Source organism: Rhodovibrio sodomensis (genome assembly GCF_016583645.1).
Classification (GTDB): Bacteria; Pseudomonadota; Alphaproteobacteria; order Kiloniellales; family Rhodovibrionaceae; genus Rhodovibrio; species Rhodovibrio sodomensis.
In genome coordinates, this window is the sequence record NZ_NRRL01000013.1 from 51,643 (window position 1) to 72,474 (window position 20,832).

23 protein-coding genes are annotated in these 20,832 nt (G+C 71.4%); 10 read left to right on the forward strand and 13 right to left on the reverse strand.

The features are described 5' to 3' along the window. Window positions 1-20: 20 nt before the first annotated feature. The 8 genes from speD to CKO28_RS07750 all read right to left on the reverse strand — a co-directional run bounded on the left by speD (window position 21) and on the right by CKO28_RS07750 (window position 7,341). Window positions 21-614: an adenosylmethionine decarboxylase gene (gene speD / locus CKO28_RS07715; protein WP_242480409.1), complete on the reverse strand. Its 594-nt coding sequence runs from the start codon at window positions 612-614 to the stop codon at window positions 21-23. 485 nt (window positions 615-1,099) lie between these two features. After that, window positions 1,100-1,579 carry a glutathione peroxidase gene (locus CKO28_RS07720; RefSeq protein ID WP_200340052.1) on the reverse strand — a complete coding sequence of 160 codons (480 nt, stop codon included), beginning with the start codon at window positions 1,577-1,579 and terminating at the stop codon, window positions 1,100-1,102. 150 nt (window positions 1,580-1,729) lie between these two features. After that, window positions 1,730-2,986, reverse strand: coding sequence for a class I SAM-dependent rRNA methyltransferase (locus CKO28_RS07725; RefSeq protein ID WP_200340053.1), 1,257 nt, complete (start codon window positions 2,984-2,986; stop codon window positions 1,730-1,732). A gap of 49 nt (window positions 2,987-3,035) precedes the next feature. Further along, window positions 3,036-3,446, reverse strand: coding sequence for a RidA family protein (locus CKO28_RS07730; protein WP_200340054.1), 411 nt, complete (start codon window positions 3,444-3,446; stop codon window positions 3,036-3,038). Further along, complete coding sequence (locus CKO28_RS07735) at window positions 3,443-4,210, reverse strand: DUF4197 domain-containing protein (protein WP_200340055.1); 768 nt, start codon at window positions 4,208-4,210, stop codon at window positions 3,443-3,445. Before CKO28_RS07735 ends, CKO28_RS07730 begins: the two co-directional genes overlap by 4 nt. Window positions 4,211-4,438: 228 nt before the next feature. Beyond that, window positions 4,439-4,927, reverse strand: a complete 489-nt coding sequence (locus tag CKO28_RS07740; RefSeq protein ID WP_200340056.1) for a hypothetical protein — start codon at window positions 4,925-4,927, stop codon at window positions 4,439-4,441. Between the two features lie 127 nt (window positions 4,928-5,054). After that, entirely contained in the window at window positions 5,055-6,782 is a 1,728-nt protein-coding gene (ggt, locus tag CKO28_RS07745; RefSeq protein WP_200340057.1) for a gamma-glutamyltransferase, read from the reverse strand. 109 nt (window positions 6,783-6,891) lie between these two features. Beyond that, on the reverse strand, window positions 6,892-7,341 hold the full coding sequence (locus CKO28_RS07750) for a hypothetical protein (RefSeq protein ID WP_200340058.1): 450 nt from the start codon (window positions 7,339-7,341) through the stop codon (window positions 6,892-6,894). A 235-nt stretch (window positions 7,342-7,576) separates the two neighbouring features. On the opposite strand from CKO28_RS07750, the gene CKO28_RS07755 reads away from it, so the two are divergent. The 4 genes from CKO28_RS07755 to CKO28_RS07770 all read left to right on the forward strand — a co-directional run bounded on the left by CKO28_RS07755 (window position 7,577) and on the right by CKO28_RS07770 (window position 10,871). After that, window positions 7,577-8,329, forward strand: coding sequence for a cyclic nucleotide-binding domain-containing protein (locus CKO28_RS07755; RefSeq protein WP_338050074.1), 753 nt, complete (start codon window positions 7,577-7,579; stop codon window positions 8,327-8,329). 296 nt (window positions 8,330-8,625) lie between these two features. After that, on the forward strand, window positions 8,626-9,489 hold the full coding sequence (panB, locus tag CKO28_RS07760; RefSeq protein WP_437127617.1) for a 3-methyl-2-oxobutanoate hydroxymethyltransferase: 864 nt from the start codon (window positions 8,626-8,628) through the stop codon (window positions 9,487-9,489). 47 nt (window positions 9,490-9,536) lie between these two features. Further along, a complete protein-coding gene (panC, locus tag CKO28_RS07765) occupies window positions 9,537-10,430 on the forward strand; it encodes a pantoate--beta-alanine ligase (RefSeq protein ID WP_242480410.1) in 894 nt (297 codons plus the stop codon). 138 nt (window positions 10,431-10,568) lie between these two features. After that, window positions 10,569-10,871, forward strand: coding sequence for a hypothetical protein (locus CKO28_RS07770; protein ID WP_200340060.1), 303 nt, complete (start codon window positions 10,569-10,571; stop codon window positions 10,869-10,871). A 53-nt stretch (window positions 10,872-10,924) separates the two neighbouring features. Here the strand turns inward: CKO28_RS07770 and CKO28_RS07775 are convergent, their stop codons facing one another. After that, entirely contained in the window at window positions 10,925-11,449 is a 525-nt protein-coding gene (locus tag CKO28_RS07775) for a tyrosine phosphatase family protein (RefSeq protein ID WP_200340061.1), read from the reverse strand. A gap of 290 nt (window positions 11,450-11,739) precedes the next feature. On the opposite strand from CKO28_RS07775, the gene CKO28_RS07780 reads away from it, so the two are divergent. Continuing rightward, complete coding sequence (locus CKO28_RS07780) at window positions 11,740-12,261, forward strand: hypothetical protein (RefSeq protein ID WP_200340062.1); 522 nt, start codon at window positions 11,740-11,742, stop codon at window positions 12,259-12,261. Between the two features lie 144 nt (window positions 12,262-12,405). Here the strand turns inward: CKO28_RS07780 and CKO28_RS07785 are convergent, their stop codons facing one another. Next, window positions 12,406-12,663: a hypothetical protein gene (locus CKO28_RS07785; protein WP_200340063.1), complete on the reverse strand. Its 258-nt coding sequence runs from the start codon at window positions 12,661-12,663 to the stop codon at window positions 12,406-12,408. A 531-nt stretch (window positions 12,664-13,194) separates the two neighbouring features. On the opposite strand from CKO28_RS07785, the gene CKO28_RS07790 reads away from it, so the two are divergent. Together CKO28_RS07790 and CKO28_RS07795 are read left to right on the forward strand one after the other, a co-directional pair. Continuing rightward, window positions 13,195-14,583 carry an amidase gene (locus CKO28_RS07790; protein ID WP_200340064.1) on the forward strand — a complete coding sequence of 463 codons (1,389 nt, stop codon included), beginning with the start codon at window positions 13,195-13,197 and terminating at the stop codon, window positions 14,581-14,583. A 229-nt stretch (window positions 14,584-14,812) separates the two neighbouring features. After that, on the forward strand, window positions 14,813-15,214 hold the full coding sequence (locus CKO28_RS07795) for a universal stress protein (protein ID WP_200340065.1): 402 nt from the start codon (window positions 14,813-14,815) through the stop codon (window positions 15,212-15,214). Window positions 15,215-15,240: 26 nt separating this feature from the next. Here the strand turns inward: CKO28_RS07795 and CKO28_RS07800 are convergent, their stop codons facing one another. Both CKO28_RS07800 and CKO28_RS07805 read right to left on the reverse strand, forming a co-directional pair. Beyond that, on the reverse strand, window positions 15,241-15,810 hold the full coding sequence (locus CKO28_RS07800) for a TIGR02444 family protein (RefSeq protein WP_200340066.1): 570 nt from the start codon (window positions 15,808-15,810) through the stop codon (window positions 15,241-15,243). A gap of 85 nt (window positions 15,811-15,895) precedes the next feature. After that, window positions 15,896-16,993, reverse strand: coding sequence for an ATP-dependent 6-phosphofructokinase (locus tag CKO28_RS07805; RefSeq protein ID WP_200340067.1), 1,098 nt, complete (start codon window positions 16,991-16,993; stop codon window positions 15,896-15,898). 236 nt (window positions 16,994-17,229) lie between these two features. On the opposite strand from CKO28_RS07805, the gene CKO28_RS07810 reads away from it, so the two are divergent. The 3 genes from CKO28_RS07810 (at window position 17,230) to CKO28_RS07820 (ending at window position 19,342) form a co-directional block, all read left to right on the forward strand. Further along, window positions 17,230-17,454, forward strand: a complete 225-nt coding sequence (locus tag CKO28_RS07810; RefSeq protein WP_200340068.1) for a YdcH family protein — start codon at window positions 17,230-17,232, stop codon at window positions 17,452-17,454. Window positions 17,455-17,715: 261 nt separating this feature from the next. Continuing rightward, window positions 17,716-18,207: a 5-(carboxyamino)imidazole ribonucleotide mutase gene (gene purE / locus CKO28_RS07815; protein ID WP_200340069.1), complete on the forward strand. Its 492-nt coding sequence runs from the start codon at window positions 17,716-17,718 to the stop codon at window positions 18,205-18,207. Between the two features lie 37 nt (window positions 18,208-18,244). Then, window positions 18,245-19,342 carry a 5-(carboxyamino)imidazole ribonucleotide synthase gene (locus tag CKO28_RS07820; protein ID WP_200340070.1) on the forward strand — a complete coding sequence of 366 codons (1,098 nt, stop codon included), beginning with the start codon at window positions 18,245-18,247 and terminating at the stop codon, window positions 19,340-19,342. An 18-nt stretch (window positions 19,343-19,360) separates the two neighbouring features. Here the strand turns inward: CKO28_RS07820 and CKO28_RS07825 are convergent. Next, window positions 19,361-20,832 (reverse strand): sensor histidine kinase (locus CKO28_RS07825; RefSeq protein ID WP_200340071.1); only part of this gene is annotated, 1,472 nt, incomplete at its 5' end.

The following is a 20,832-nucleotide window of genomic DNA, read 5'->3' on the forward strand; positions in this document are numbered from 1 at the left end:
GTCGACCGTGTGTCGGTCGCTCAGCCCGCGCTGCGCGCGGGGGCCGCGTCGACCTCGTCCCCGCGCAGGTGGGTGTCGACGGCCAGATGGCTCGGCTGGAACGCCTCGCGGATCACCTCGACCGCCTTTTCGGGCGCGCTGTCCCCACACATGAACACGTCGAGCGCGCCGTAGTCGCGCTCCGGCCAGGTGTGGATCGAGATGTGCGACTCCGCCAGCACGGCCACACCGGACACGCCGCCGTTGGGCGTGAAGTGGTGCAGGTGGGTGTGCAGCAGCGTCGCCCCGGCGGCCGTCACGGCATCGTGCATCATCTGTCGGATGTGCTCGATGTCGTCCAGACGGCTGCCGCCGTAGACGTCGATGATTAGGTGCGTGCCGGCATAGGTCTTGCCGTCGCGGGTGATGAAGTGGTCCGCGTTCTCGTCCGAGGCGGTGTCGGCGCCATACCCCTCGACGGGTTGGACGGGAGCGGGGTGGACCGCGGCCTGTCGCTGGGCGGTCTGCTCGACGGCAGCCTCGCCCTCGTGCGGGAAGCGGTAGATCTCAGCCTGGGCGTCGCTCGGAAACGCGTCCGAGTTCATCCCCAATTTGAGGGTGGTAGTGGCCGGCATTCGTTAGGACCCCCTAAACCAGCAGATGAACCAGAAGGCCGGGCCATCGATCCGGGCGCCCGGCACTCCATCGCGTCCGCGCTCAGGCCCCCGCGATTGCGCGCGCAAGCCAAGCCCGGAAAAAGAACAACGGACGGGGTGGGTGGCGTTTGAAGCCCCGGCACCGTCCGTCCGTTCGGGTATACGACGCGTGATCGACGACGACCGTGCTTTGCCCGGGTCCGCCCTCGCAGCCCGGCTCCGCCGATCGCGGGAGACAGGCTGGAATGCGTGTCGTGCCGATGGATCTCGCGACCCAGCGCCGTCCTCTTGATATGCGAGAACGGCGATGAGAAGTCAAGGCCGTTCAAGTCGTCGGGCGCCGGGGACACCGCGTTAAGCCGTTCAGATCGCAGCTTTTTCTAAAGATGGCGCGGCCGGGCCCGCGGGCGACAGGAAATTACCAAGTCGCGGCGGGTTGACCCCGGCGGCACGCCCCGGCGGGGTCACCGCGGCAGCACCGCCTCGATCGCCTCGACGACTTCCGGGTCCTGGGGGCTGACCGAACTGGGCCAGACCCCGGCCAGTTCGCCGTCGGTATCGAGCAGCACCTTATGGAAGTTCCAGCGCGGCTCGGCGGCCTCGCCGGCTTCCTCGCGCAGCCAGTGGAAGAAGCGGTGCGCGCCCGCCCCGATCACCTGCTGCTTGCCGGTGACCGGGAAGTTCAGGCCCAGGTCCGCGCGGTAATGGCGTGAGATCTCGGCCTCGTCGCGCGGCTCCTGCGCGCCGAAGTCGTTCGACGGCACCGCGACCACCATCAGCCCGCGCCCGCCCAGCGCGTCGTAGAGCTGCTGCAGCTCGGCGAACTGGCCGGCGTAGCCGCATTCGCTCGCTGTCGTGACCAACAGCAGCGCGCGGTTGGCGAAGGTCGCCAGGTTGATGTCGCCGCCTTCCAGCGCGGGAAACGTGAAATCGTGCGCGGACATGGGACCTCCTTCTTCTCTCAAGGGGCTTGCGCGCTTCTATTAGGGGCGTGCGCGCGGGCGCTGCAGCGGCTCGGGCCGGCCCAACTGATGCCCCTCCTCCTGGTGAGGAGGGCACCCGCCGGGCATTCGTCAAACCCCCGCCGACCGCCCCTAATCCAGCGCCAGCACCTGGCACTTCAGGTAGCCGGTCTCCGGCAGCCAGGGGTCGACCGGGTGGTCCACGTCGGCGCCGGCAAACCGCAGGATCCGGCCGTCGCGTCCGGCCTGGCCGAGGCCGCGGCGGACCTGGTCGGCGAAGGTGTCGGGCTCGACGTGGTGCGAGCAGGAGCAGACCGCCAGGATCCCGCCCGGTGCCACCAGCGGGGCCGCCAAGCGGGTCATCTTGCGGTAGCCCTTGATGCCCTGCCAGTAGTCCTTCTTGGACTTCACGAACGCCGGCGGATCGACCACCACGAGGTCGTAGCGCTCGCCCGCCCGGGCGCGCGCCTCCAGGTCCTGGAACACCTCGCGCTTTTCGAACCGGCAGACGTCGGCGACCCCGTTCAGCTCGGCCGAGGCGCGCGCGAGCTCGAGCGCGTCGTTCGACCGGTCCACGGCGGTCACCTGGCGCGCACCGGCGAGCGCGGCCTGCACCGTGAAGCCGCCGGAAAAGGCGTAGCAGTCGAGCACCCGCGCGCCCTCGGCGAGCCCGGCGACGAACGCGCGGTTGGCGCGCTGGTCGTAGAACCAGCCGGTCTTCTGCCCGGTCCCCGGATCGGCGCGGAAGCGCGCGCCGTTCTCGACCAGCTCGACCGGGCCGTCGAGGGCGCCCTTCACCACCTCGACCTGGGTGGGCAGCCCTTCCAGTTCGCGCGCCGGGCTGTCGTTGCGCAGCACGACCGTCGCGGGCGCGACCACCCGGTCCAACGCGTCCAGCAGCTGCGGGCACAGCCGGTCGAGCCCGGCGGTGTTGACCTGCAGCACCAGCGTGTCGCCGTAGCGGTCGATCACCGTGCCCGGCAGGCCGTCGCCCTCGGCGTGCGCCAGGCGGTAGTAGGGCCCGCCGATCAGCCGGTCGCGGAGGGTCACGGCGGCGCGGACCCGCCGCTCGAAAAAATCGGTGTCGAGCACCGCACGGGAATCGCGCGCGATCAGGCGGGCGCAGATCAGCGGATGCCGGTTGAACAGGAAACAGCCGAGCGGCGCGCCCTCGGCGGTTTCCAGGCGCACCGGCGTGCCGGGCTCGAGCGCCTTGGTCTCCGCCGTCATCTGGACCTCGTTGGCGTAGATCCAGGGCGAGCCGAAGTGCGGGCGCTTTTTCTTGCCCGCGGGCTTCAGGCGGACGGTCGGGCGCGCCGCCGGATCGAGCGCCGCCGCCAGGCCGGCTTGCCTGGCGGCGGTCGGCTGGGGATGGTTCGGCTGGGTCATGACCCTGGCTTCTTGGCAGGCCGCGCGCGCGATCGCAACGGCCCCGGCATCACCCGCCGCCGCCCAGAACCGCGACGGCCGACACCTCCAGCAGATATTCCGGCCGGCCCAGGCCGTCGACGATCAGCAAGGTGTTGGTCGGATAGGTCGTGCCGGCCAGCCAGCGCCGGCGCGCGTCGGTCGCCGCGTCGCGGTAGGCGCGGTCGACGATGTAGGTAGTGGTCGCGACCAGATCGTCCAGGCCGCCGCCCGCCGCCGCGAGAACGCCGGCGAGGTTCGCCCAGACCCGCTCCGCCTGAGCCTCCGGGTCGCCGACGCCGACCGGGGTGCCGTCGCCGTCGACCGCGACCTGACCGGCGAGCCACAGCTGGTCGCCGACCCGGGTGGCCTGCGCGAACGCCAGCGGCTCGTTCCACTCCGCCGCCGCCACCCGGATGCGCTGCTTGGCCGGGGCGCTCATCCGAACACCTCCTGCAGCACCTCGGTCGTGCGCGCGGCCGGGTCGGTGCGGATCGCCGCCTCCTGCTTGGCGAGGTAGTGGAACAGCCCGTCGAGCGCGCCATCCAGGCCGTGGCCGACCAGCCGGTCGGTCGCCTGCGCGCCCAGCGAGCCTGCGAACGGCACGCTGTCCAGGCCGGCCGCGACCTCCTGCACGGCGGCGACCGCGCCGGCCTGCTCCAGTTCGCTCTCCACGATCGGGCGGAAGGCTTCGCGCAGCTCGGGTCCCATGGTGCGGCGGAAGTACTGCGTCGCCGCGTCGTCGGGGCCGTCCAGGATGCCGCGCGCGTCCTCGATGGTCATCGCCGCGATCGCGTCCAGGAACAGACGCTGGGCCTCCGGCGCGGCCTGCTCGGCGCCGCGGTTCAGGCGGGTCTCGACGTCGTCCAGCAGACCCCCCATGCCCAGCATCGACAGCGTCGGGCGCACCTTGGCGAGGTAGTCGGGCAGCGGGATATGGATCCGCGGGTCGTCGAGGTAGCCGCCCGGCTGGCCGACCCGGTCGACCACCGTGCGGCTGGCGACCCGCAGCGCCTGCCGCAAGCCGTCGACGATCCGCCCCTCGCTCAGGCCGCCGGCCCCGCTTTCGCCGGTCAAGTCGTTGAACAGCTTGGTGCCCCGGTCGAGCCAGTCCGCCCGCGCACGGCCGGCGGACAGCACGGCGCCGCCGGCGGCCAACGGCAGCAGGGCCAGAAGCGAGCGTCGGGTCAGGGGCGCGCGCGGCATCAGGGGTCCTTTCGAGAGGCGTCGCGGCGCCTATAGCCCGGCCGCCGGCGCGGCCTGGGCGAGTGCCGCGAAATACAGGTAGACGGCCACCGCGACGGCGATCAGCAGGGCGAGGAGAATGCGCAGTCCGGGTCGCAAGGGCGCTCCTTCATCGGCCTTGGGTGAGCGCGCGCCGCGGCTGCGGGCGCGCGCGGGGTCAGTCGAACCAGCCGCTAGTCGAACCAGCCGCTAGTCGAACCAGCCGCTCTGGCGTTCGATCCGCACCGCGCGGCCACCGTTCGCCTTCCCACCGGGACCGGCGACGTCGCCGCCGGTCGCCAGCCGTTCGACCAACTCGGGCGATGGGCCGCGGTCGCGCGGGTCGGCGCGCGCCTCCGCCGGGACGGCCTTGGCGAGGAACGCCCGGCTGCCGTCCGACAGGCCGGGGATCCGCGCGATCCGTGGCGGGATGTCCTGCCCCTGGCCTTCCGGCTGGCGGAACACGGTGGATTCGTCGTCGTTCAGCGTGCCTTCGCTGTCGATGTCCGGGCGGGCGCCGAACTCCGGCGGGCGGGACAACGGCGGCAGGGCGTAGCTGGTCTCGCCCGCCGCCGAGGCGCGCGCGTTGGCGGTCAGCTTCTCCTGCACGCTGGGGCCGTCGTCGCTGCCGCAGCCGGTCAGGACGGCGGCGGCCAGCAGCGCCGCGGCGGTGCGCTTGGCGGGGGGAACGTTGGTCACCGGCGAAGTCTTCCTTGAGCTGATAGTTGAACAGCGCGCCCGGGGCGATGTCCCCGCCCCCTTATCGCCGATCCGCCCCCAGCGTGTCCAAGGCCGTGAAACGACGGGGCCCTGCACGGGCGTCGGGTCAGTCGCCCAGCGCCACGCCCTCGCGGCGCGGATCGGCCCCGCCGTAAAGGCGCCCGTCGCGGCGTTCGATCGCGTGCAGGCCGCTCGTCATCGTCTCGATCTCGACCTCGTGGCCGCGATCGCGCAGCGGCCCGGCGAGCGCTTCGGCGGAGGTGCCGGCTTCCAGCGCCGTCGGGCCGTTGCGGTTGACCACGTTGGGCAGCTCGACCGCGGTTTGCACGTTCAGGCCCCAGTCCAGGACGGCCAGCACGCGCAGCGTCGTATAGCCGATGATCCGGCTGCCGCCCGGCGACCCGACGGCCAGGCGAAAGCCGCCGTCGGCGTCGGTGACGATGGTCGGTGCCATCGAGCTGCGCGGCCGCTTGCCCGGCTGCACCCGGTTGGCGACCGGCTTGCCGTCGCGCTCCGGCACGAACGAAAAGTCGGTCAGCTGGTTGTTGAGCATGAAGCCGCGCACCATCAGCCGCGCGCCGAACGCCTGCTCGACCGACGCGGTCGCGGAGACCGCGTTGCCGTCGGCGTCGACGATCGAATAGTGGCTGGTCGACCGGCCGCCCGCCTGGTCCGGCTTCGGGGCCAGGTCGCGTTCGAAGCCGGGCTCGGCCTTTCCCAGGCTGGCATCCGGGTCGATCAGGCCGGCGCGCCGGCGCAGGTATGGGTCGGACAGCAGCCGGTCCAGCGGCACGTCGACGAAGTCGCTGTCGGCCAGGAAACGGTTGCGGTCGGCGAACGCCAGCCGGCTCGCCTCGGCCAGCAGGTGCACCGGCTCGACCGCCATCGGCCGCATCGCCGGCAGGTCGAAAGCCTCCAGGATGCCGAGGATCTGCAACAGGGTCGCGCCGCCGCTGGTCGGCGGCGGATGGCCGCACACCGTGTGATCCCGGTAGGGCCGGCACAGCGCCGGGCGGACCTTGGCCTCGTAGCGGGCCATATCGCGCCGGCTCAGCTTGCCGGGATTGCCCGCCACGCTGCGGACGGTGCGCACGATGTCGCGCGCGATCGCCCCCTCGTAGAACGCCCGCGCGCCGTCGCGCGCCACAATCTCCAGCGTCCGCGCGTAGGCCGGGTTCTTCAGCAGATGGCCGACCGGCAGCGGTTCGCCGGCGTCGGTGTAGAAATAGGCGCGCGCCGGGGCGTAGGTGTCGAGGAAACGGTCGCGTGCGATCAGCGTGTGCAGGCGCGGCGTCACCTCGAAGCCCTGACGGGCGAGCTGGATCGCCGGCTGGAACAGCCGCGCCCAGGCCAGCTCGCCGTGGCGGGCGTGCGCCGTTTGCAGCATCGCCAGCGTGCCCGGCACGCCGACCGACCGGCCGCCGACGACCGCGTCCCAGAAGCCGATCGGCGTGCCGTCGTCCTGCAGGAACAGCGCTTCCGTCGCCGCCATCGGCGCGGTCTCGCGGCCGTCGAACGCGGTGACCGCGCCGCGCGCGGCATCGTAGCGCAGCAGGAACGCGCCGCCGCCGATCCCGCTCGACTGCGGCTCGACCAGGCCGAGCACCAGCTGTGTCGCGATCGCGGCGTCGATCGCGCTGCCGCCGGCGCGCAGGATCTCCCGCCCGGCCTCGGCGGCCAGCGGATGCGCGGCGACGACCATCCGCCGGTCGGCGGTCGCCGGCGCACGCGCCTCGGCACGGCCGCTCGGCGCTTCCGGCTCGGCCCGAGACCCGGGCTGGGCACAGGCCGCGAGGGTGAAAAGGAGGCAGGCGGCGGTGAGCAACGCACGCATGTCTGGGCCGGCTTTCGTCCCTGACCGACAAAGGGCGGACGCCGCAGGATAGCCGGATATCCGGCGGATACGAAAGCCGGGGGCGCCGCCGATCGGGCGGATCAGGCGCTCAGACCTGCGAGAGCTGTTTGCACAGCCGGAAGCTCTCCATCCGGTGGCCCAGGCCGGACAGGCGGCTGACCAGGCCCTGCGCGCCGCCGCCCGAGCAGGTGACGTTGGTGTGCACCGCCAGGCAGCCGTGCCGGCGCGCGGTGTCTTCCAGCGCGTCCGCCAGCGCATCGGCGATCCGGCTGGAGCCGACGATGTCGAGCGCGACGAAGTCCTCGGCGTCGAGCGTGGCGCCGTGGTCGGGGTGGGATTCCACCACCCAGGTGAACAGCCCCAGGATCAGCCCGCCGTCATCGACCAGCAGGGTGACCCCGGCGTCCGGGCGGGCCAGCAGGTCGCGCGCCCGCGCCTGCCAGTCCGCGACACTCAGTCGCGGGCGTACCATCTGGATCAGCGGGTAAGCCTGATCGATCCGTTCGGGCGTCAGGGCTTGGATCCTCAAACTTCGCATGCGGAGCCCGTGTCCTGCTGCCTCGGAGGTTCGGGCGATCGCGGTGGTCGCCGACGATCGAGCTGTCAGAGCCTGCCGCAGCCGTGCGCCTAGCTGCCTTGATGTACGTCAACCTAACTGGACAGTCCCTGTTGAACCGCGGTCGCTTTAGCGCCAGACTTGCGCCGACAACGATACTGGAGCGCGGCGCTCGACCATTGCGCCGGTCACGCTGGGAAAGCTGGGGTCAACGCCCGTGTCCGCGTTCGACGTGAACAAGATGACGCCGCTGAGCGAGGCCGCGCGGCGGCCTGCGCGTGCCCAGTCGCCCTGCCAGGCGTGCACGGTGCGCCACCTGACGGTCTGCGCGCCGCTCAACGACCAGGAGGTGCAGGAAGTCGCCGCGATCTCCCAGAACGTGGAGATGTCGCCGGGCGATCCGCTGTTCGACGAGGGCGAGCGCGCCAGTCAGGTTTACAACGTCACCGCCGGCACGATGAAGGTCTACAAGCTGCTGTCCGACGGACGGCGGCAGGTCACGGGCTTCCTGTTCCCGGGCGACTTCCTGGGCCTGGCGAACAACGACACCTACGCCTACTCCGCCGAGGCGGTGACCCACGCCACCCTGTGCCGCTTCCCGCGCGCCAAGCTGGACAAGCTGCTGGAGCGCTATCCCAAGATGGAAAAGCGCCTGCTGTCGATCGCCAGCCACGAACTGGCGGTGGCGCAGGAGCAGATGCTGCTGCTCGGCCGGAAGACGGCGAAGGAAAAGATCGCCTCGTTCCTGCTCACCCTGTCCGAGCGGGCGGAATCGCGCGGCCAGACGGGCAACCCGGTGTCGGTCCCGATGAGCCGCACGGACATCGGTGATTACCTGGGCCTGACCACGGAAACGGTCAGCCGCACCTTCACCAACCTGCGCGGCGGCGGCACGATCGCGCTGCGCAACGGCGGCAAGGTCGAAATCCTGGACGTGGACGCCCTGCACGACGTCGCTCAGGGCGACTGAGCCGGGTTTTCGGCGGTTCAAGCGGGGCGGGCGCGCAGCCTTGTTCCGCGCTTGCTCGCGGGAGACTGTCGAAGCACCGCACACGGCGAGTCCTGCCGGTATGCAGAAGTCGCCCTCAACGGTGCGGCGACCCGCCGATGCGCCCGCGCCTCTGCCTTGGCGTCCGCCCGCCCCGCCGCCCGCGGGTTTGCACCGCGAAACACAGGTATGTACAAACTTCCACTCCGCGGCCGTGCGCGCCCGGCGGTTGCCGCCGGCGCCGGCTGGCACGCGACAGCAGCGAAAGGGCGCCGTTTGTGACCGAGCCGACCGTCGAAACCGGATCCGACAGCCGCGCTGCGCGCCCGACCCCGGCGCGCCGGACCAGTGTGCGTGACATCCAGGCGCGCAAGGGCGGCACGCCGCTGGTCTGCCTGACCGCCTATACCGCGCCGATGGCGCGCCTGTTGGACGCGCACGCCGACCTGCTGCTGGTCGGCGACAGCCTGGGCATGGCGGTCTACGGCCTGGACACCACGCTCGACGTCAGTGTCGAGATGATGATCAACCACGGCCGGGCCGTCGCCAAGACGGCCGAGCGCGCCTGTGTCGTCGTCGATCTGCCGTTCGGCAGCTACCAGGAAAGCCCGGAGCAAGCGTTCCGCAACGCGGCCACCGTGCTGGCGCGCACCGGCGCCTCCGCGGTCAAGCTGGAAGGCGGCCAGGAGATGGCGGAGACGGTGCGCTTCCTGAGCGCCCGCGGCATCCCGGTGATGGGCCACGTCGGGCTGACGCCGCAGGCGGTGAACCAGCTGGGCGGCTTCCGCGTCCAGGGCCGCGACGAGGCCGCCGCCGAACGGATCCGCGGCGACGCCACGGCGATCGCGCGCGCCGGCGCGTTCGCGATCGTGGTCGAGGGGGTGATCGAGCCGCTGGCGCGGGAAATCACCCGGGCGGTCAAGATCCCGACCGTCGGCATCGGTGCGTCGGCCGACTGCGACGGGCAGGTGCTGGTCAGCGAGGACATGCTGGGCCTGTTCGGCGAGAACACGCCGAGGTTCGTCAAACACTACGCCCGCCTGGACCAGACGATCGACGCCGCCGTCCGGCAGTACGCCGAGGAGGTGCGTCAGCGCGGCTTCCCCGAGGCCGCGCACGTCACCCGCCCGCGCCAGAGCTAACCGCGCGGCCGCCGCTGATCCCGCAGCCGCAACAGCGAGCCCGCGCCATGACCCGAGCCGCGATGCAGACCGCAAGTCAGTCCGAGCTTCAGATCGTGCGTAGCGTGGCGGACCTGCGCCGGCAGGTGGGCGCCATGCGGGGCCGCGGCGAGAGTGTCGCGCTGGTCCCCACCATGGGCGCGCTGCACGACGGCCACCTGGCGCTGATCCGCCACGCCCGGCGGCGCTGCCGCCATGTGGTCGCCAGCCTGTTCGTCAATCCCAAGCAGTTCGACCGGCCCGACGACCTGGCCGCCTATCCGCGCGACGAAGCGGGCGACCGCGAGCAGCTGGCCGCCAACGGCTGCGACCTGCTGTTCGCGCCCGGCGTGGCACAGATGTACCCCGCGGGCTTTGCGACCAGCGTCAACGTCGCCCAGGTGACCGAGCCGCTGGAGGGCGCGCACCGGCCGGGCCACTTCGCCGGCGTCGCGACCGTGGTGGCCAAGCTGCTCTTGCAGTGCCTGCCCGACGTCGCGGCGTTCGGCGAGAAGGACTACCAGCAGCTGATCACCATTCAGCGCATGGTCCGCGACCTGGACATTCCGGTCGAGATCGACGGCGTGCCCACGGTGCGCGAGGCCGACGGCCTGGCCCTGTCCTCGCGCAACCGCCGGCTGAGCGCGGACGCGCGCGCCCGCGCCGCGGAGATCCATGCCGTGCTCACCGACAGCGCGGACGCGCTCGCGGACGGCCGCGGCTCGGCCGCGACGATCCTGGCGAAGGGGCGCGCGCGCCTGGGCCGGGCCGGGTTCGAGCCGATCGACTACCTCGACCTGCGCGCCGCCGACGACCTGACCCAGCTCGACCGCGCCGACCGGCCGGCGCGCCTGCTGGTCGCCGCCTGGCTGGACGGCGTGCGGCTGATCGACAACGTCCCGGTCGTACCGGCCCGGCGCTGAGCCTACGAGACTCCTAGATCTGCATGCTTGAAGGCCGAAACGGCCTGCCAGCTGAATGTAGCTCTAACTTCTTGAAGAGAGGGCAAGATTCAGCTGAAAAGTGGGTCCACCTTTCAGCATCTTGCCCTAGACGAGACAATGGACCTGCAGCCCCGCCCCGCCGACGTCGAGGTGCGCGCGCTCGGCCAGATCGCGCCGCGCTCCAAGATTGCCTACTGCTTTTCCTGCGACCAGCTGCTGCTGCTGATCTCCAATTCCGGCCACGGCAACATCCTGCGCGGCCGCGACAAGCGGGACTTCGACTACGGCGGCTGGTGCGATCTGAAGTCGGGCCGGCTGTGGCCGACCAACGGCACCGTCTCCGCCGTCCCGCCGAAATGGCGCCAGGTCATCCAGGGCGCGCTCGAAAACCACTTCCGGACGTTCCTGGACTGGAAGTAGGCCGCTCGAAGCCGAGCCGGATCGCAAGCGGCGTATCGCCTTGGCATCTTGCCCTAGAAGCCGGCGCCGGCCCGCATCGCCTGCAGACCCTCGACCAGGCGGCCCTCGCGCTGCATCAGGCGGTCGGCGATCTCGACCATGCGGCGGTTTGGCCAGGCGCCCGGGCGGATCCGGGCGACATGGCGAAACGCCTCCGCCTCCTTCCCGGGATTGCGCTGGGCGAGCAGGATCGCCGCCGCGGCGGTCGAGCGCGACACGCCGGCGTGGCAGTGCACCAGCAGATGCGCGTTGGGCGCGCCGTCCTGCAGTTCCGCGGCGAACGCCAGGATCCGCTCCACGTCCGGCTGCTCCGGCGCCTGCGCATCGCCGATCGGAGCGCTGACGTCGTGGAACCGCAGCACCCAGTGCCGGCGCAGCGCGGCGTAGCGCTCGAACGTCCGCGGGACCGGCGTTTCCGGGTCCAGGATCGACAGCACGTGCGTCACCGGCGCCTGCGCGTGCGCGCGCAATTCGTCGAGCCCGCAGATCGTCAGGTCGAAATCGGCGATGTCGGACGGTACGCCATGCGGATCGGCCATGGGCCGGCCTCCCAGGGGGTATGAGGTTGGCGCGCCGGAACAGCGCGCTCGCTGCGGTATGTAGGCCGCCAGCCGTCCCGCCGCCAGCCGACCGGTCGATTTCACGCGGCGAACCGGGCAGAAACTGCCGGCCCGCACGGCCGTGCGGGCCCGCGCGCCGGGGCGGGACGCCCCCGTCGGACGCGCGAACGCGGGCGTCCGCGCCCGCCGTCGCCGGCTGGCACGCGCCGTGCATGCCATCGGACGATGCGCCGGCGAGGCGCGGCCCACCAGACGGACACGAGACGCCCATGACCGCAGCGACGATCTTCGACGGCGGGCGCGCGAACGGCCGGCGCCGGCCATTCGCAGACCTGTTCGCCGGCAGCGAGCACGAGCGCTCGGCGGCGCCCACGATGGACGGGACCGGCGGGACGCGCGCCGACGCCAGCCGATCCGGGACTACCGGCACCCAGCGGGCGTACCCCAACGCGCCCAGCCTGTCCGACTACCTGCACGCCCTGGACCAGACGGCCGCGCGCAGCGAGCGCACGCAGATCCGCGAGACCCTGGTCGAGGTCACGCCGCGCGAGATCCAGACGGTGATCGAGAAAGCGGCCAAGGCGAAGGCGCGCTACCTCGCCGCCGTGCTCGACCTCGCCGAGGTCGAGGCGTTGCCGGAAGCCAAGCAGATCGAGACGCTGGAAACCGCCCGCGCCCGTCACGAGGCGATGCAGGCCGGGGTTGCCGCGCTGACCACGGCCCTGCGCGCGGGCCAGATCAAGGTGGCGGACGTGATCCCGGACCGCTGGCCCGGCCCGGAGACGCGTTAGAGCTACATGCTTGAACGCCGAAACGGCCTTCAAACTGAATTCTGCTCTAACTGCTTGAAGAGAGCGCAAGATGCCCGACGAAAGCGGTTTCGGGTTGCATCGATCCTGCTCTCGTTCGTCCGGTCCGCCGGACGACCGGGCGGGTCAGGGGCGCGAGGACTCGTTGCCGTCGGCGTCTTCGCGCAGCGCCAGGATCGCCGCGCCCACCAGATGGGCGGGCTGGTTCTTGTCGAGCGTGCGCAGTTCCTCGTAGAGATAGGCGAGGAACCGCTCGATCGCCTGCGCGTCCTCCGCGGAATCGCGGGATCCGGAGGCTCCGTCGGCCTTGCCCGGTTCGACGACGCCGACCGGCCCGTCGTTCGAATAGACCAGTTCCAACGTCCGGCGCCTGTTGCCCGCCATTTCGCTTCCCTTCTGCGCGCAGATGCGCGCGGCCTGCGGACCGGCGCCCCCTCGGCACCGGCAGCCCGATCGTCTTCGACTGCCCGCCCACCCATCCGCGTGAACGACCGAGCCGGCGCCCCGGTGGTGCCAGCCGGGACCGGCACAGACCGCCACGGACGCGCCATTTTAGACGCGGACATGCGGTGAGCTTATACGACAGCTTGAGCCGGCTATACTACCAACGTGTAGGTAAATACTGGCATCTTCCGCGACAGGAATCCAGCCTGATCGCGACCTGAATAGCAACAAGAATTAATAGATTAACTTAGATATTGGCAGCCCCGTCCCGCCCGGGGTGACGCCGGCCGGGCGGCTGCGGTTGGCAAACCCGCCGCCGGTCACCCGGGCGCTGCGCGCGCGACGCGATCTTGCGGTCAGCTCGGACCGGCCGCGAGGTTTCCGCGCCGCCGCCGCGTGCTCTAAGCTTGCAAGGCAGCAACCGCGCGACCCCGGCCAAGCCGGTTCCGATCCGCTGACGAGACCGCAGACATGACCGACCCCGCCCCCGATCTCGCGACCGCCGTCGACGCGCTGGCGCGACGGCGCACGACCGCCGCCGACCTGGCGGCGCAGGCGATCGCCGCGCACGACCCCGAGCTCAACGCCTACGCCGCCTGGACGCCGGAAGCGACCCGGAGCCAAGCCGCCGCCGCGGACGCCGCCCGCGCGGCTGGGGTGGATACCGGGCCCCTGATGGGGGTTCCGGTGTCGCTCAAGGACATCTATGCCGCCGCCGGCTGGCCGACCCACGCGGGGTCGCCGAAGGCGTTGCCGGCCGCGCGGTGGGAGCGCGACGGCCCGCTGGTCGCCAAGCTGCGCCGCCAACTGGCGGCGATCACCGGCAAGACCAACACGGTGGAGTTCGCCTTCAGCGGCCTCGGCACCAACCCGCATTGGGGCGCGCCGCGCAATCCCTGGGACCGCAGCCGGGTCGCCGGCGGCTCGTCCAGCGGGGCCGCGGTGTCGGTGCGCGAGGGCAGCGCGCTGCTGGCGCTCGGCACCGACACCGCCGGGTCGATCCGCGTGCCCGCCGCGATGACCGGGCTTGCCGGCCTGAAGCTGGGCGCCGGCCGCTGGCCGACCGAGGGGATCGTGCCGCTCAGCCACCTGCTGGACACGCCCGGCCTGATCGCCCGCACCGCCCGCGATCTCGCGCTCGGCTACGGCGCATTGGACGGCGACGCGCCGACGGCCGCGCCCGCGGCCCTGCCGGACCTGACCGGGGTGCGGCTGTGCGTCCCGACCGGGGTGGTCTGGGACGACGCCTCGCCTGGCGTCACGGAGGCGGTGGAACGGGCGCTGAGCGCGCTGGAGGCCGCGGGCGCCCGGCTGCTGCGCCGCGACGTGCCGGAGGTCGAGGCGGCGATCGAGGTGTTCCGCACCACCAACCTGGCGGGCCCGGACCTGTACCGGCTGTTGGCGACCGAGCTCGACGGCTGGCTGGACACGGTCGATCCCTCGATCCGCCAGCGCCTGGACAAGGCGACCGAGGTGCCGGCCTGGCAGTGGCTGGCCGCGCGCGCCCGGGTCGCCGAGGTGTCGCGCGATGCCGCCCAGCGCCTGCGCGACTGCGACGCCCTGGTGACGCCGACGGTCGCGCTGTCGCCGCCGGAGGTCGAGGCGATGCAGGCGCCGGACAGGTTCGCTGCGGCGAACGGGCTAGCCCTGCGCAACACGGCGGTGGCCAATTATCTGACCATGGCGGGCGTGACCCTGCCGGCGGGACTGGACGCCGCCGGCCTGCCGGTCGGGCTGCAACTGCTGGGCCAGCCGGGCACGGAAGCGCGTCTCTTGGCGCTCGCCCAGGCGGTCGAGCGGGTGCTCGGCACCGCCGACGACCGGCTGGGTGCGCCGCCCGCCCCTACGCGCGGGCGCTGACACGGCGTGTCGCACCTGCTGCCCCGGTTCCCCGGCGCGGGTTAATGGCATAGAGCAAAATCGATGACGGTCGCGTCGACCTTGATCGTGAATTTTGCTCTAACTGCTTGAAGAGAGAGCAAGATTCAGCTGAAAGGTGGCTTCACCCTGCAGCATCTTGCTCTAGCTTGCGCGCCGCCGCGGCGGGGAGGTTGCCAGCGCAAGCGTTTCCGCGAGGAGGGCACGCGCCATGTTCGAGAACATCCTGATCCCGATCCGGCCGAACCGTCCCAGCACCTGGCGGAAGGCGCTGCCGATGGCGGTCAGCGAGGCGCAACGCTACGGCGCGAAGCTGCACGTGATCACCGTCACCTCCGATGTCGATCCCGAGGACGACAAGAAGACGGCGCACGACGTGGCGCGCGATCTGCAGGAACTGGTCGACGAACAGGTGCCGGGCGGCGTCGCGGTGGAGGTGCAAATCTACAAGGGCGCCACGGTCCACCGGAACGTCTGCAAGGCGGCCCTGGAGCGCACCTGCGATCTGATCGTGATGAATTCGCACCGGCCGGACCTGCGCGCCTACCTGATTGGCTCAAACGCCGCCCAGGTCGTGCGCCACGCCCCTTGCTCCGTCCTGGTGGTGCGGTAGGGCAGCCGGGTCGACCGTTGCGCGGCTCAGGCCGGAAGCGCGTCGCGCCCCTCCTGCATCTGCCAGATGGCGTCCAGCGGGCGCAGCGTCTCGCCGAACGCGGCGGTGAGGATCTGCGCCAGGTCGGCAGCGTCGGCCACGCCCGGCTCGCGGCTAAGCCACGCGAAATAGGCGCTGAGGTTGGTCATCGCCAAGCGCGGGCCGGGGCGCGCGCCCTGTCCCAACGCGCCGGCCTCGAGCGGCTCGTACAGGATCGCCTGCTGCAGCTGCTCGGCCGCCAGTTCCTGGTCCTTGACGCTGCTGCGCAGCAGCTCGGCCGGGGCGGCGGGTGCCGCGTCCTGCTGCTTCAGCCACTGCCGGACGGCGCGCAGCGGCTGCACGACCGACTGTTGCCAGTCCGCCACCCGGTCCGTGAGCTCGGCGATATCCGCGCGCGACAGGCGGAAGCCCGCGTGGCCCGCCCAGGTGCACAGGAGCAGCAGGTTGACGTCGAGCCCGTGGCGGTCCTGCAGCGACAGGCATGCGCTGTCGACCCCGGGCCGGCCGTAAAGCGCCAGCGAGAACTGCCAGAACGGGGTATCGAGACGCGCGTCCATATCGCCCTCCTACCAGCATGCGGGTAAGTTTTTAATTAAAGTACCGCGCGTGCCGTGTCGCTCCCCAAGCCCTCACGCCGGTGCCCTAAAGCACCGGATCGGTGTCGCCGAGCGAGATGCCCAGCCCGCGGGCGGTGCGCACCAGCGCGCTGTCGCGTTCCACCGCCTGGAACTGGTCGATCGCGTCGCGCAGCGGCACGTCGACCACCTGCCGGTTCTGCCAGGCGACCATCCGATCGTACGTGCCGGCGGCCACCAGGTCGACCGCATGCACGCCGAACACCGAGGCCATCAGGCGATCGCGGCTGACCGGCATGCCGCCGCGCTGGACATGGCCCAGCACGGTGACCCGGACTTCCGCCCCGGTCGCTTCGGCGATCCGGCCGCCGATGTAGTGTCCGATCCCGCCGTAGGTGGTGCCGCCCCCGCTGTGCTGCTGGCGCACCGGCTCGCCGGTTTCGGTCTGCACCGCCTCGGCGACCACGACCAGGGCGAAGTTGCGCCCGCTTCGGCGGATCGCCTCGATCTGTTGGGCGACCGCGTCAATGCTGTAGGGAATCTCCGGGATCAGGATCACGTCCGCGCCGCCGGCGATGCCCGAGGCGAGCGCGATATGCCCGGCGTCGCGGCCCATCACCTCCAGCACCATGACCCGGTTGTGGCTGGCCGCGGTCGGCTGCAGGTTGTCGAGCGCGCTGGTGGCGACGCTGACCGCGCTGGCGTAGCCGATCGACACCTCGGTCGCGCCGACATCGTTGTCGATCGTCTTGGGCACGCCGACGAAGTTCCAGCCGCCGATCCCGGCCAGCTTGCGCAGGATCGCCATCGACCCGTCGCCGCCGATCCCGATCAGCGCGTCCAGGCCGAGTTCGTGATAGCCCTGCGCCACCTCCGGGGCGCGGTCGACCCGGTTGCCGTCGCTGTCGACGTAATGGAACGGGTCGTTGGAATTGGTGCTGCCCAGCACCGTGCCGCCCTTGCGCAGCAGGGTGCCGTCGAAGTCGTTCGGGTCGAGCCGGACGGCGTCGACCGGCCGGCGCATCAGGCCGACGGTGCCCGCGCGGATGCCATGGACCTCGTAGCCGTAGGCCTGCGCGCGCTTGCCGGCGGCACGGATCACCGCGTTCAGCCCGGCGCAGTCGCCGCCGCTGGTCAAAATGCCCAGACGTCTGTGTTCGGCCATTGCCTACCGTGCGTCGCTTTGGTCCCAATTTGCCTGGAAGTGTCCCGGAAACGACGGATGTTCGCAAGGCGAATACCCGCGCGCTGCCCCTTTGCAGCGCACCATCTGGGTAAAAAATCCGGGGCGGGAAAGGCAAACACGACTCCCAGGGGCTGGCCGCGACGCGTATAGTCGGCCCCCGCGGGCCGTGCGCCTACGCGCCTTTTGAACCGGACGAGAGCCGTCAGAAGCCGGACATGGACGACAACACCTTCGGCGAAACCGACTACGACACCGAGCTGCGCCGCCGTCTCCAGGAGCTGGAGAGCGAACACCGCGATCTGGACGACGTCATCGAGCGGCTGTCCGAGGGCTCGATCAACGACCAGCTGCAGATCAAGCGGCTGAAGAAGCGCAAGCTGCAGCTCAAGGACGAGATCACCAAGATCCGCAGCCGCCTGCTGCCGGACATCATCGCCTAGAGCAATATGCTGAAAGGTGAAGCCACCTTTCAGCTGAATCTTGCTCTCTCTTCAAGCAGTTAGAGTAAAATTCACGATGAAGGTCGACTCAATCTTGATCGATTTTGCTCTAGCACCACGACCCCGGCCGACGCTCGCGCCCGCCGGCCTGAAGCACCGTGTGGTGACGCGGGCGTGCGCTCTTGTCAGGCATGGATCGGGTGAGAATACTGCGCGCTCCCACGATCCAGCGATCACCACGCGACAGCAAAAGGACCCCGCATGGCGGAGCCCGTCGTCGGCATCATCATGGGCAGCCAGTCCGACTGGCAGACCATGCAGAACACCGCGGACACGCTCGACCGGCTGGGCGTGGCGTACGAAACGCGCATCGTCTCCGCCCACCGCACGCCCGAGCGCATGGTCGACTACGCCAAGACCGCCCGGGAGCGCGGCCTGAAGGTGATCGTCGCCGGCGCCGGCGGCGCCGCGCACCTGCCGGGCATGGTGGCGTCGATGACGCCGCTGCCGGTGTTCGGCGTGCCGGTGCAGTCGAAGGCGCTGAACGGCTGGGACAGCCTGCTGTCGATCGCCCAGATGCCGGGCGGCGTCCCGGTGGGTACGCTGGCGGTCGGGCGCTCCGGCGCGGTCAACGCCGGGCTGCTGGCGGCCGGCGTGATCGCGCTGCTCGACCCGAAGGTGGCCGACGCGCTGGACGCCTACCGCGCCGAGCAGAGCGCCGGCGTTGCCGAGGCGCCGCGCGACGACGCCTGAGCCCTTCGACCCCTCGGTTTGAGAGCCGTTTAGCCGCATGACCTTTCCGCTCGCCCCCGGTTCCGTGATTGGCATCCTGGGCGGCGGCCAGCTGGGCCGCATGGCGGCGCTGGCCGCCTACCCGCTCGGCTACCGGGTCCACGTCTACACCCCAAAGGCGGACGACCCGGCGACCCAGGTAACCGACCGCGCGACCGTCGCCGCCTATGACGACGGCGATGCGCTGGCCGCGTTCGCGCGCAGCGTCGACGTCGTGACCTACGAGTTCGAGAACGTGCCCGCGCGCACCGCCGAGATCCTGGGCGAGAGCGTGCCGTTGCGCCCGAGCCATCACGTGCTGGCGATCTGCCAGGACCGGCTGAAGGAAAAGGACTTCCTGCGCGACCACGGCATCCCGATCACCGAGTACGCCGAGGTGACCAGCGAAACCGGCCTCGCCAACGCGCTGCACCCGAAATCGGTGGGCAAGCCCGCGGTGCTGAAAACGGTGCGCGGCGGCTACGACGGCAAGGGCCAGGTGATGATCGGATCCGACGGCGACCCGAAAGCCGCCTGGGCGGAGATGGCCGGCGGCGCGGACCAACCGGTGGGCATCCTGGAAGCGTTCGTCGATTACGCGCTGGAGGCCTCGGTGGTCGTCGCGCGCGGTGCTGCCGGGGAGATCGACAGCTACGTTCCGGTGGAGAACCGGCACGCGGACCACGTGCTGGCCCGGACGATCGCGCCCGCGGAGCTGTCGCGGACGACCGCGCAGCGGGCGCGCGAGGTCGCGCACGCGGTCGCGCACGCGATCGATCTGGTCGGGGTGATGGGCGTCGAGCTGTTCGTCACCCATGACGGCGAGGTGCTGGTCAACGAGCTGGCCCCGCGTCCGCACAACTCCGGCCACTGGACGATCGACGCCTGCCCGGCCTCGCAGTTCGAGCAGTTCGTCCGCGCGGTCGCCGGCCTGCCGCTGGCGACCTTCGAACGCCATTCGGACGCGGTGATGGACAATCTGCTGGGCGACGACGCCGCGCGCTGGCTGGACTTCGCCCGCGATCCCGACGCCCGCCTGCACCTCTACGGCAAGGCCGACGCGCGCCCGGGCCGCAAGATGGGGCACGTCACCCGGCTCAAGCCCCGGCGCGGTTGAAGCGCCCCGCCGGCCGGTTCACGTGCCGTCGGCGGGTTCAGCCGTCCCCGGCGCCGCCGGCGGCAGCGTCAGGGCCACGCGCGTACCGTCCCCTGGCGCGCTGTCGAGCGCGAAGCTGCCGCCCATCTGTTCGGTCAGCAGGCGGGCGCGCGCGACGTTGAGGCGCGGGCTGGTATGCCGGGCCCGGTCGTCGCTCCGAACGCCGCGGGTCAGGTAATCCTCGCCGTCGATCTGGGCGAACGGGACCTGCACCGTGGCGGCTTCCGCGGGCGTCATGCCGGCGCCGGTATCCGCGATCTCGACCGTGACGCCCGACGGACTCGCGGCCGCCGACAGCGCGACGCGCCCGCCGGCCCGGGTGAACCGCACGGCGTTGGACAACAGGATCGCGAGCACCTGCGCCAGCGCATCCGCGTCGATCCGCACCGCTGGGAGATTTTCCGGGACGCCGGCCTCGAAGCTCAGCCCGGCCTGCCGCGCCGCCGGGTCCCAGCGGTCGGCGGCATCCAGCAGCAGCGGCGCGGGATCCTGGACGCGCAGGTCGAGCTTGCGGCCGCCGGCTTCCAGTTCGGTGATGTCGAGCATGCCGTCGACCATGCCTAAGAGATGCCGGCCGCTGCTCTCAACCTCCTCGGCATAGTCGGCGTACTTGGCGTTCCCGACCGGGCCCAGCAGCTGCTGGGCGATCACTTCGGAATAGCCGATCACGGCGTTGAGCGGCGTGCGCAGCTCGTGGCTCATGTGCCCCAGGAAGCGCGACTTGGCCGCGCTCGCCGCGGCGGCGCGGTCGCGTTCGCGCCGCCAGCGTTCGGCCAGGTTGCGGTTGCGCAGGCCGAGCGCGACGCTGTCCCGGAAGCCGTGGTTGAGGTGCTTGGCCATCACCCACAGCAGCAACCCCCAGAAGCCGACGAAGGCGGCGATCGTCAGGCTCGGATCGCCGTCCAGGTAGACCAGCCGCGCGGCATAGGGGGCGAGCGCCGGAAAGATGAACCCGGCAAACGCGAGCAGACTGTTGGTGTAGCCGGCGATCGCCGCGGCCGACAGGGCGGCCATCAGGAACGCGGTCATCAGCTTGGAACTGTCGGTGGCGAGGTCGCCGGCGAACCCGACAGAGCTGCCCCACAGGCAGCCCGCGACGGTCGAGCCGACGGCGAACGCCAGCGTCCAGCGCCGGCTTTCGTCGAGCGCGCGCGGCCGGCTCAGGAACAGACGCGCCAAGCCGTAGCGCAGCAGCGTCCAGCTGGCCAGCACGCCCGCCCAGAGCCCCAGCCACAGCGTGTCCGCCTTGCCCCAAAGCGCCAGGGTCAGCAGGACCAACGCGCCGAAGTTGGCCACGATCAACGGCCCGGTCCGGCGGTACAGCCCGGCGATCATCGCGCTGTCGATCTCGCGCGGGTCGACCGGCTCCTGGTCCGCCGCCTGCGCCGCGGCGCGGAGCGGATCGTCCTGCGCGCCGGCGCGCGGCGTATCGGGGGCGGAAGACACCGGGG

Bases quoted from the DNA above. Each gene is read 5' to 3' on its own strand.
- speD (WP_242480409.1), bottom strand. From the start codon at position 614: ATGCCGGCCACTACCACCCTCAAATTGGGGATGAACTCGGACGCGTTT.
- CKO28_RS07720 (WP_200340052.1), bottom strand. From the start codon at position 1,579: ATGTCCGCGCACGATTTCACGTTTCCCGCGCTGGAAGGCGGCGACATC.
- CKO28_RS07725 (WP_200340053.1), bottom strand. From the start codon at position 2,986: ATGACCCAGCCGAACCATCCCCAGCCGACCGCCGCCAGGCAAGCCGGC.
- CKO28_RS07730 (WP_200340054.1), bottom strand. From the start codon at position 3,446: ATGAGCGCCCCGGCCAAGCAGCGCATCCGGGTGGCGGCGGCGGAGTGG.
- CKO28_RS07735 (WP_200340055.1), bottom strand. From the start codon at position 4,210: ATGCCGCGCGCGCCCCTGACCCGACGCTCGCTTCTGGCCCTGCTGCCG.
- ggt (WP_200340057.1), bottom strand. From the start codon at position 6,782: ATGCGTGCGTTGCTCACCGCCGCCTGCCTCCTTTTCACCCTCGCGGCC.
- CKO28_RS07750 (WP_200340058.1), bottom strand. From the start codon at position 7,341: ATGCGAAGTTTGAGGATCCAAGCCCTGACGCCCGAACGGATCGATCAG.
- panC (WP_242480410.1), top strand. From the start codon at position 9,537: ATGACCCGAGCCGCGATGCAGACCGCAAGTCAGTCCGAGCTTCAGATC.
- CKO28_RS07770 (WP_200340060.1), top strand. From the start codon at position 10,569: ATGGACCTGCAGCCCCGCCCCGCCGACGTCGAGGTGCGCGCGCTCGGC.
- CKO28_RS07775 (WP_200340061.1), bottom strand. From the start codon at position 11,449: ATGGCCGATCCGCATGGCGTACCGTCCGACATCGCCGATTTCGACCTG.
- CKO28_RS07780 (WP_200340062.1), top strand. From the start codon at position 11,740: ATGACCGCAGCGACGATCTTCGACGGCGGGCGCGCGAACGGCCGGCGC.
- CKO28_RS07785 (WP_200340063.1), bottom strand. From the start codon at position 12,663: ATGGCGGGCAACAGGCGCCGGACGTTGGAACTGGTCTATTCGAACGAC.
- CKO28_RS07790 (WP_200340064.1), top strand. From the start codon at position 13,195: ATGACCGACCCCGCCCCCGATCTCGCGACCGCCGTCGACGCGCTGGCG.
- CKO28_RS07795 (WP_200340065.1), top strand. From the start codon at position 14,813: ATGTTCGAGAACATCCTGATCCCGATCCGGCCGAACCGTCCCAGCACC.
- CKO28_RS07800 (WP_200340066.1), bottom strand. From the start codon at position 15,810: ATGGACGCGCGTCTCGATACCCCGTTCTGGCAGTTCTCGCTGGCGCTT.
- CKO28_RS07805 (WP_200340067.1), bottom strand. From the start codon at position 16,993: ATGGCCGAACACAGACGTCTGGGCATTTTGACCAGCGGCGGCGACTGC.
- CKO28_RS07810 (WP_200340068.1), top strand. From the start codon at position 17,230: ATGGACGACAACACCTTCGGCGAAACCGACTACGACACCGAGCTGCGC.
- purE (WP_200340069.1), top strand. From the start codon at position 17,716: ATGGCGGAGCCCGTCGTCGGCATCATCATGGGCAGCCAGTCCGACTGG.
- CKO28_RS07820 (WP_200340070.1), top strand. From the start codon at position 18,245: ATGACCTTTCCGCTCGCCCCCGGTTCCGTGATTGGCATCCTGGGCGGC.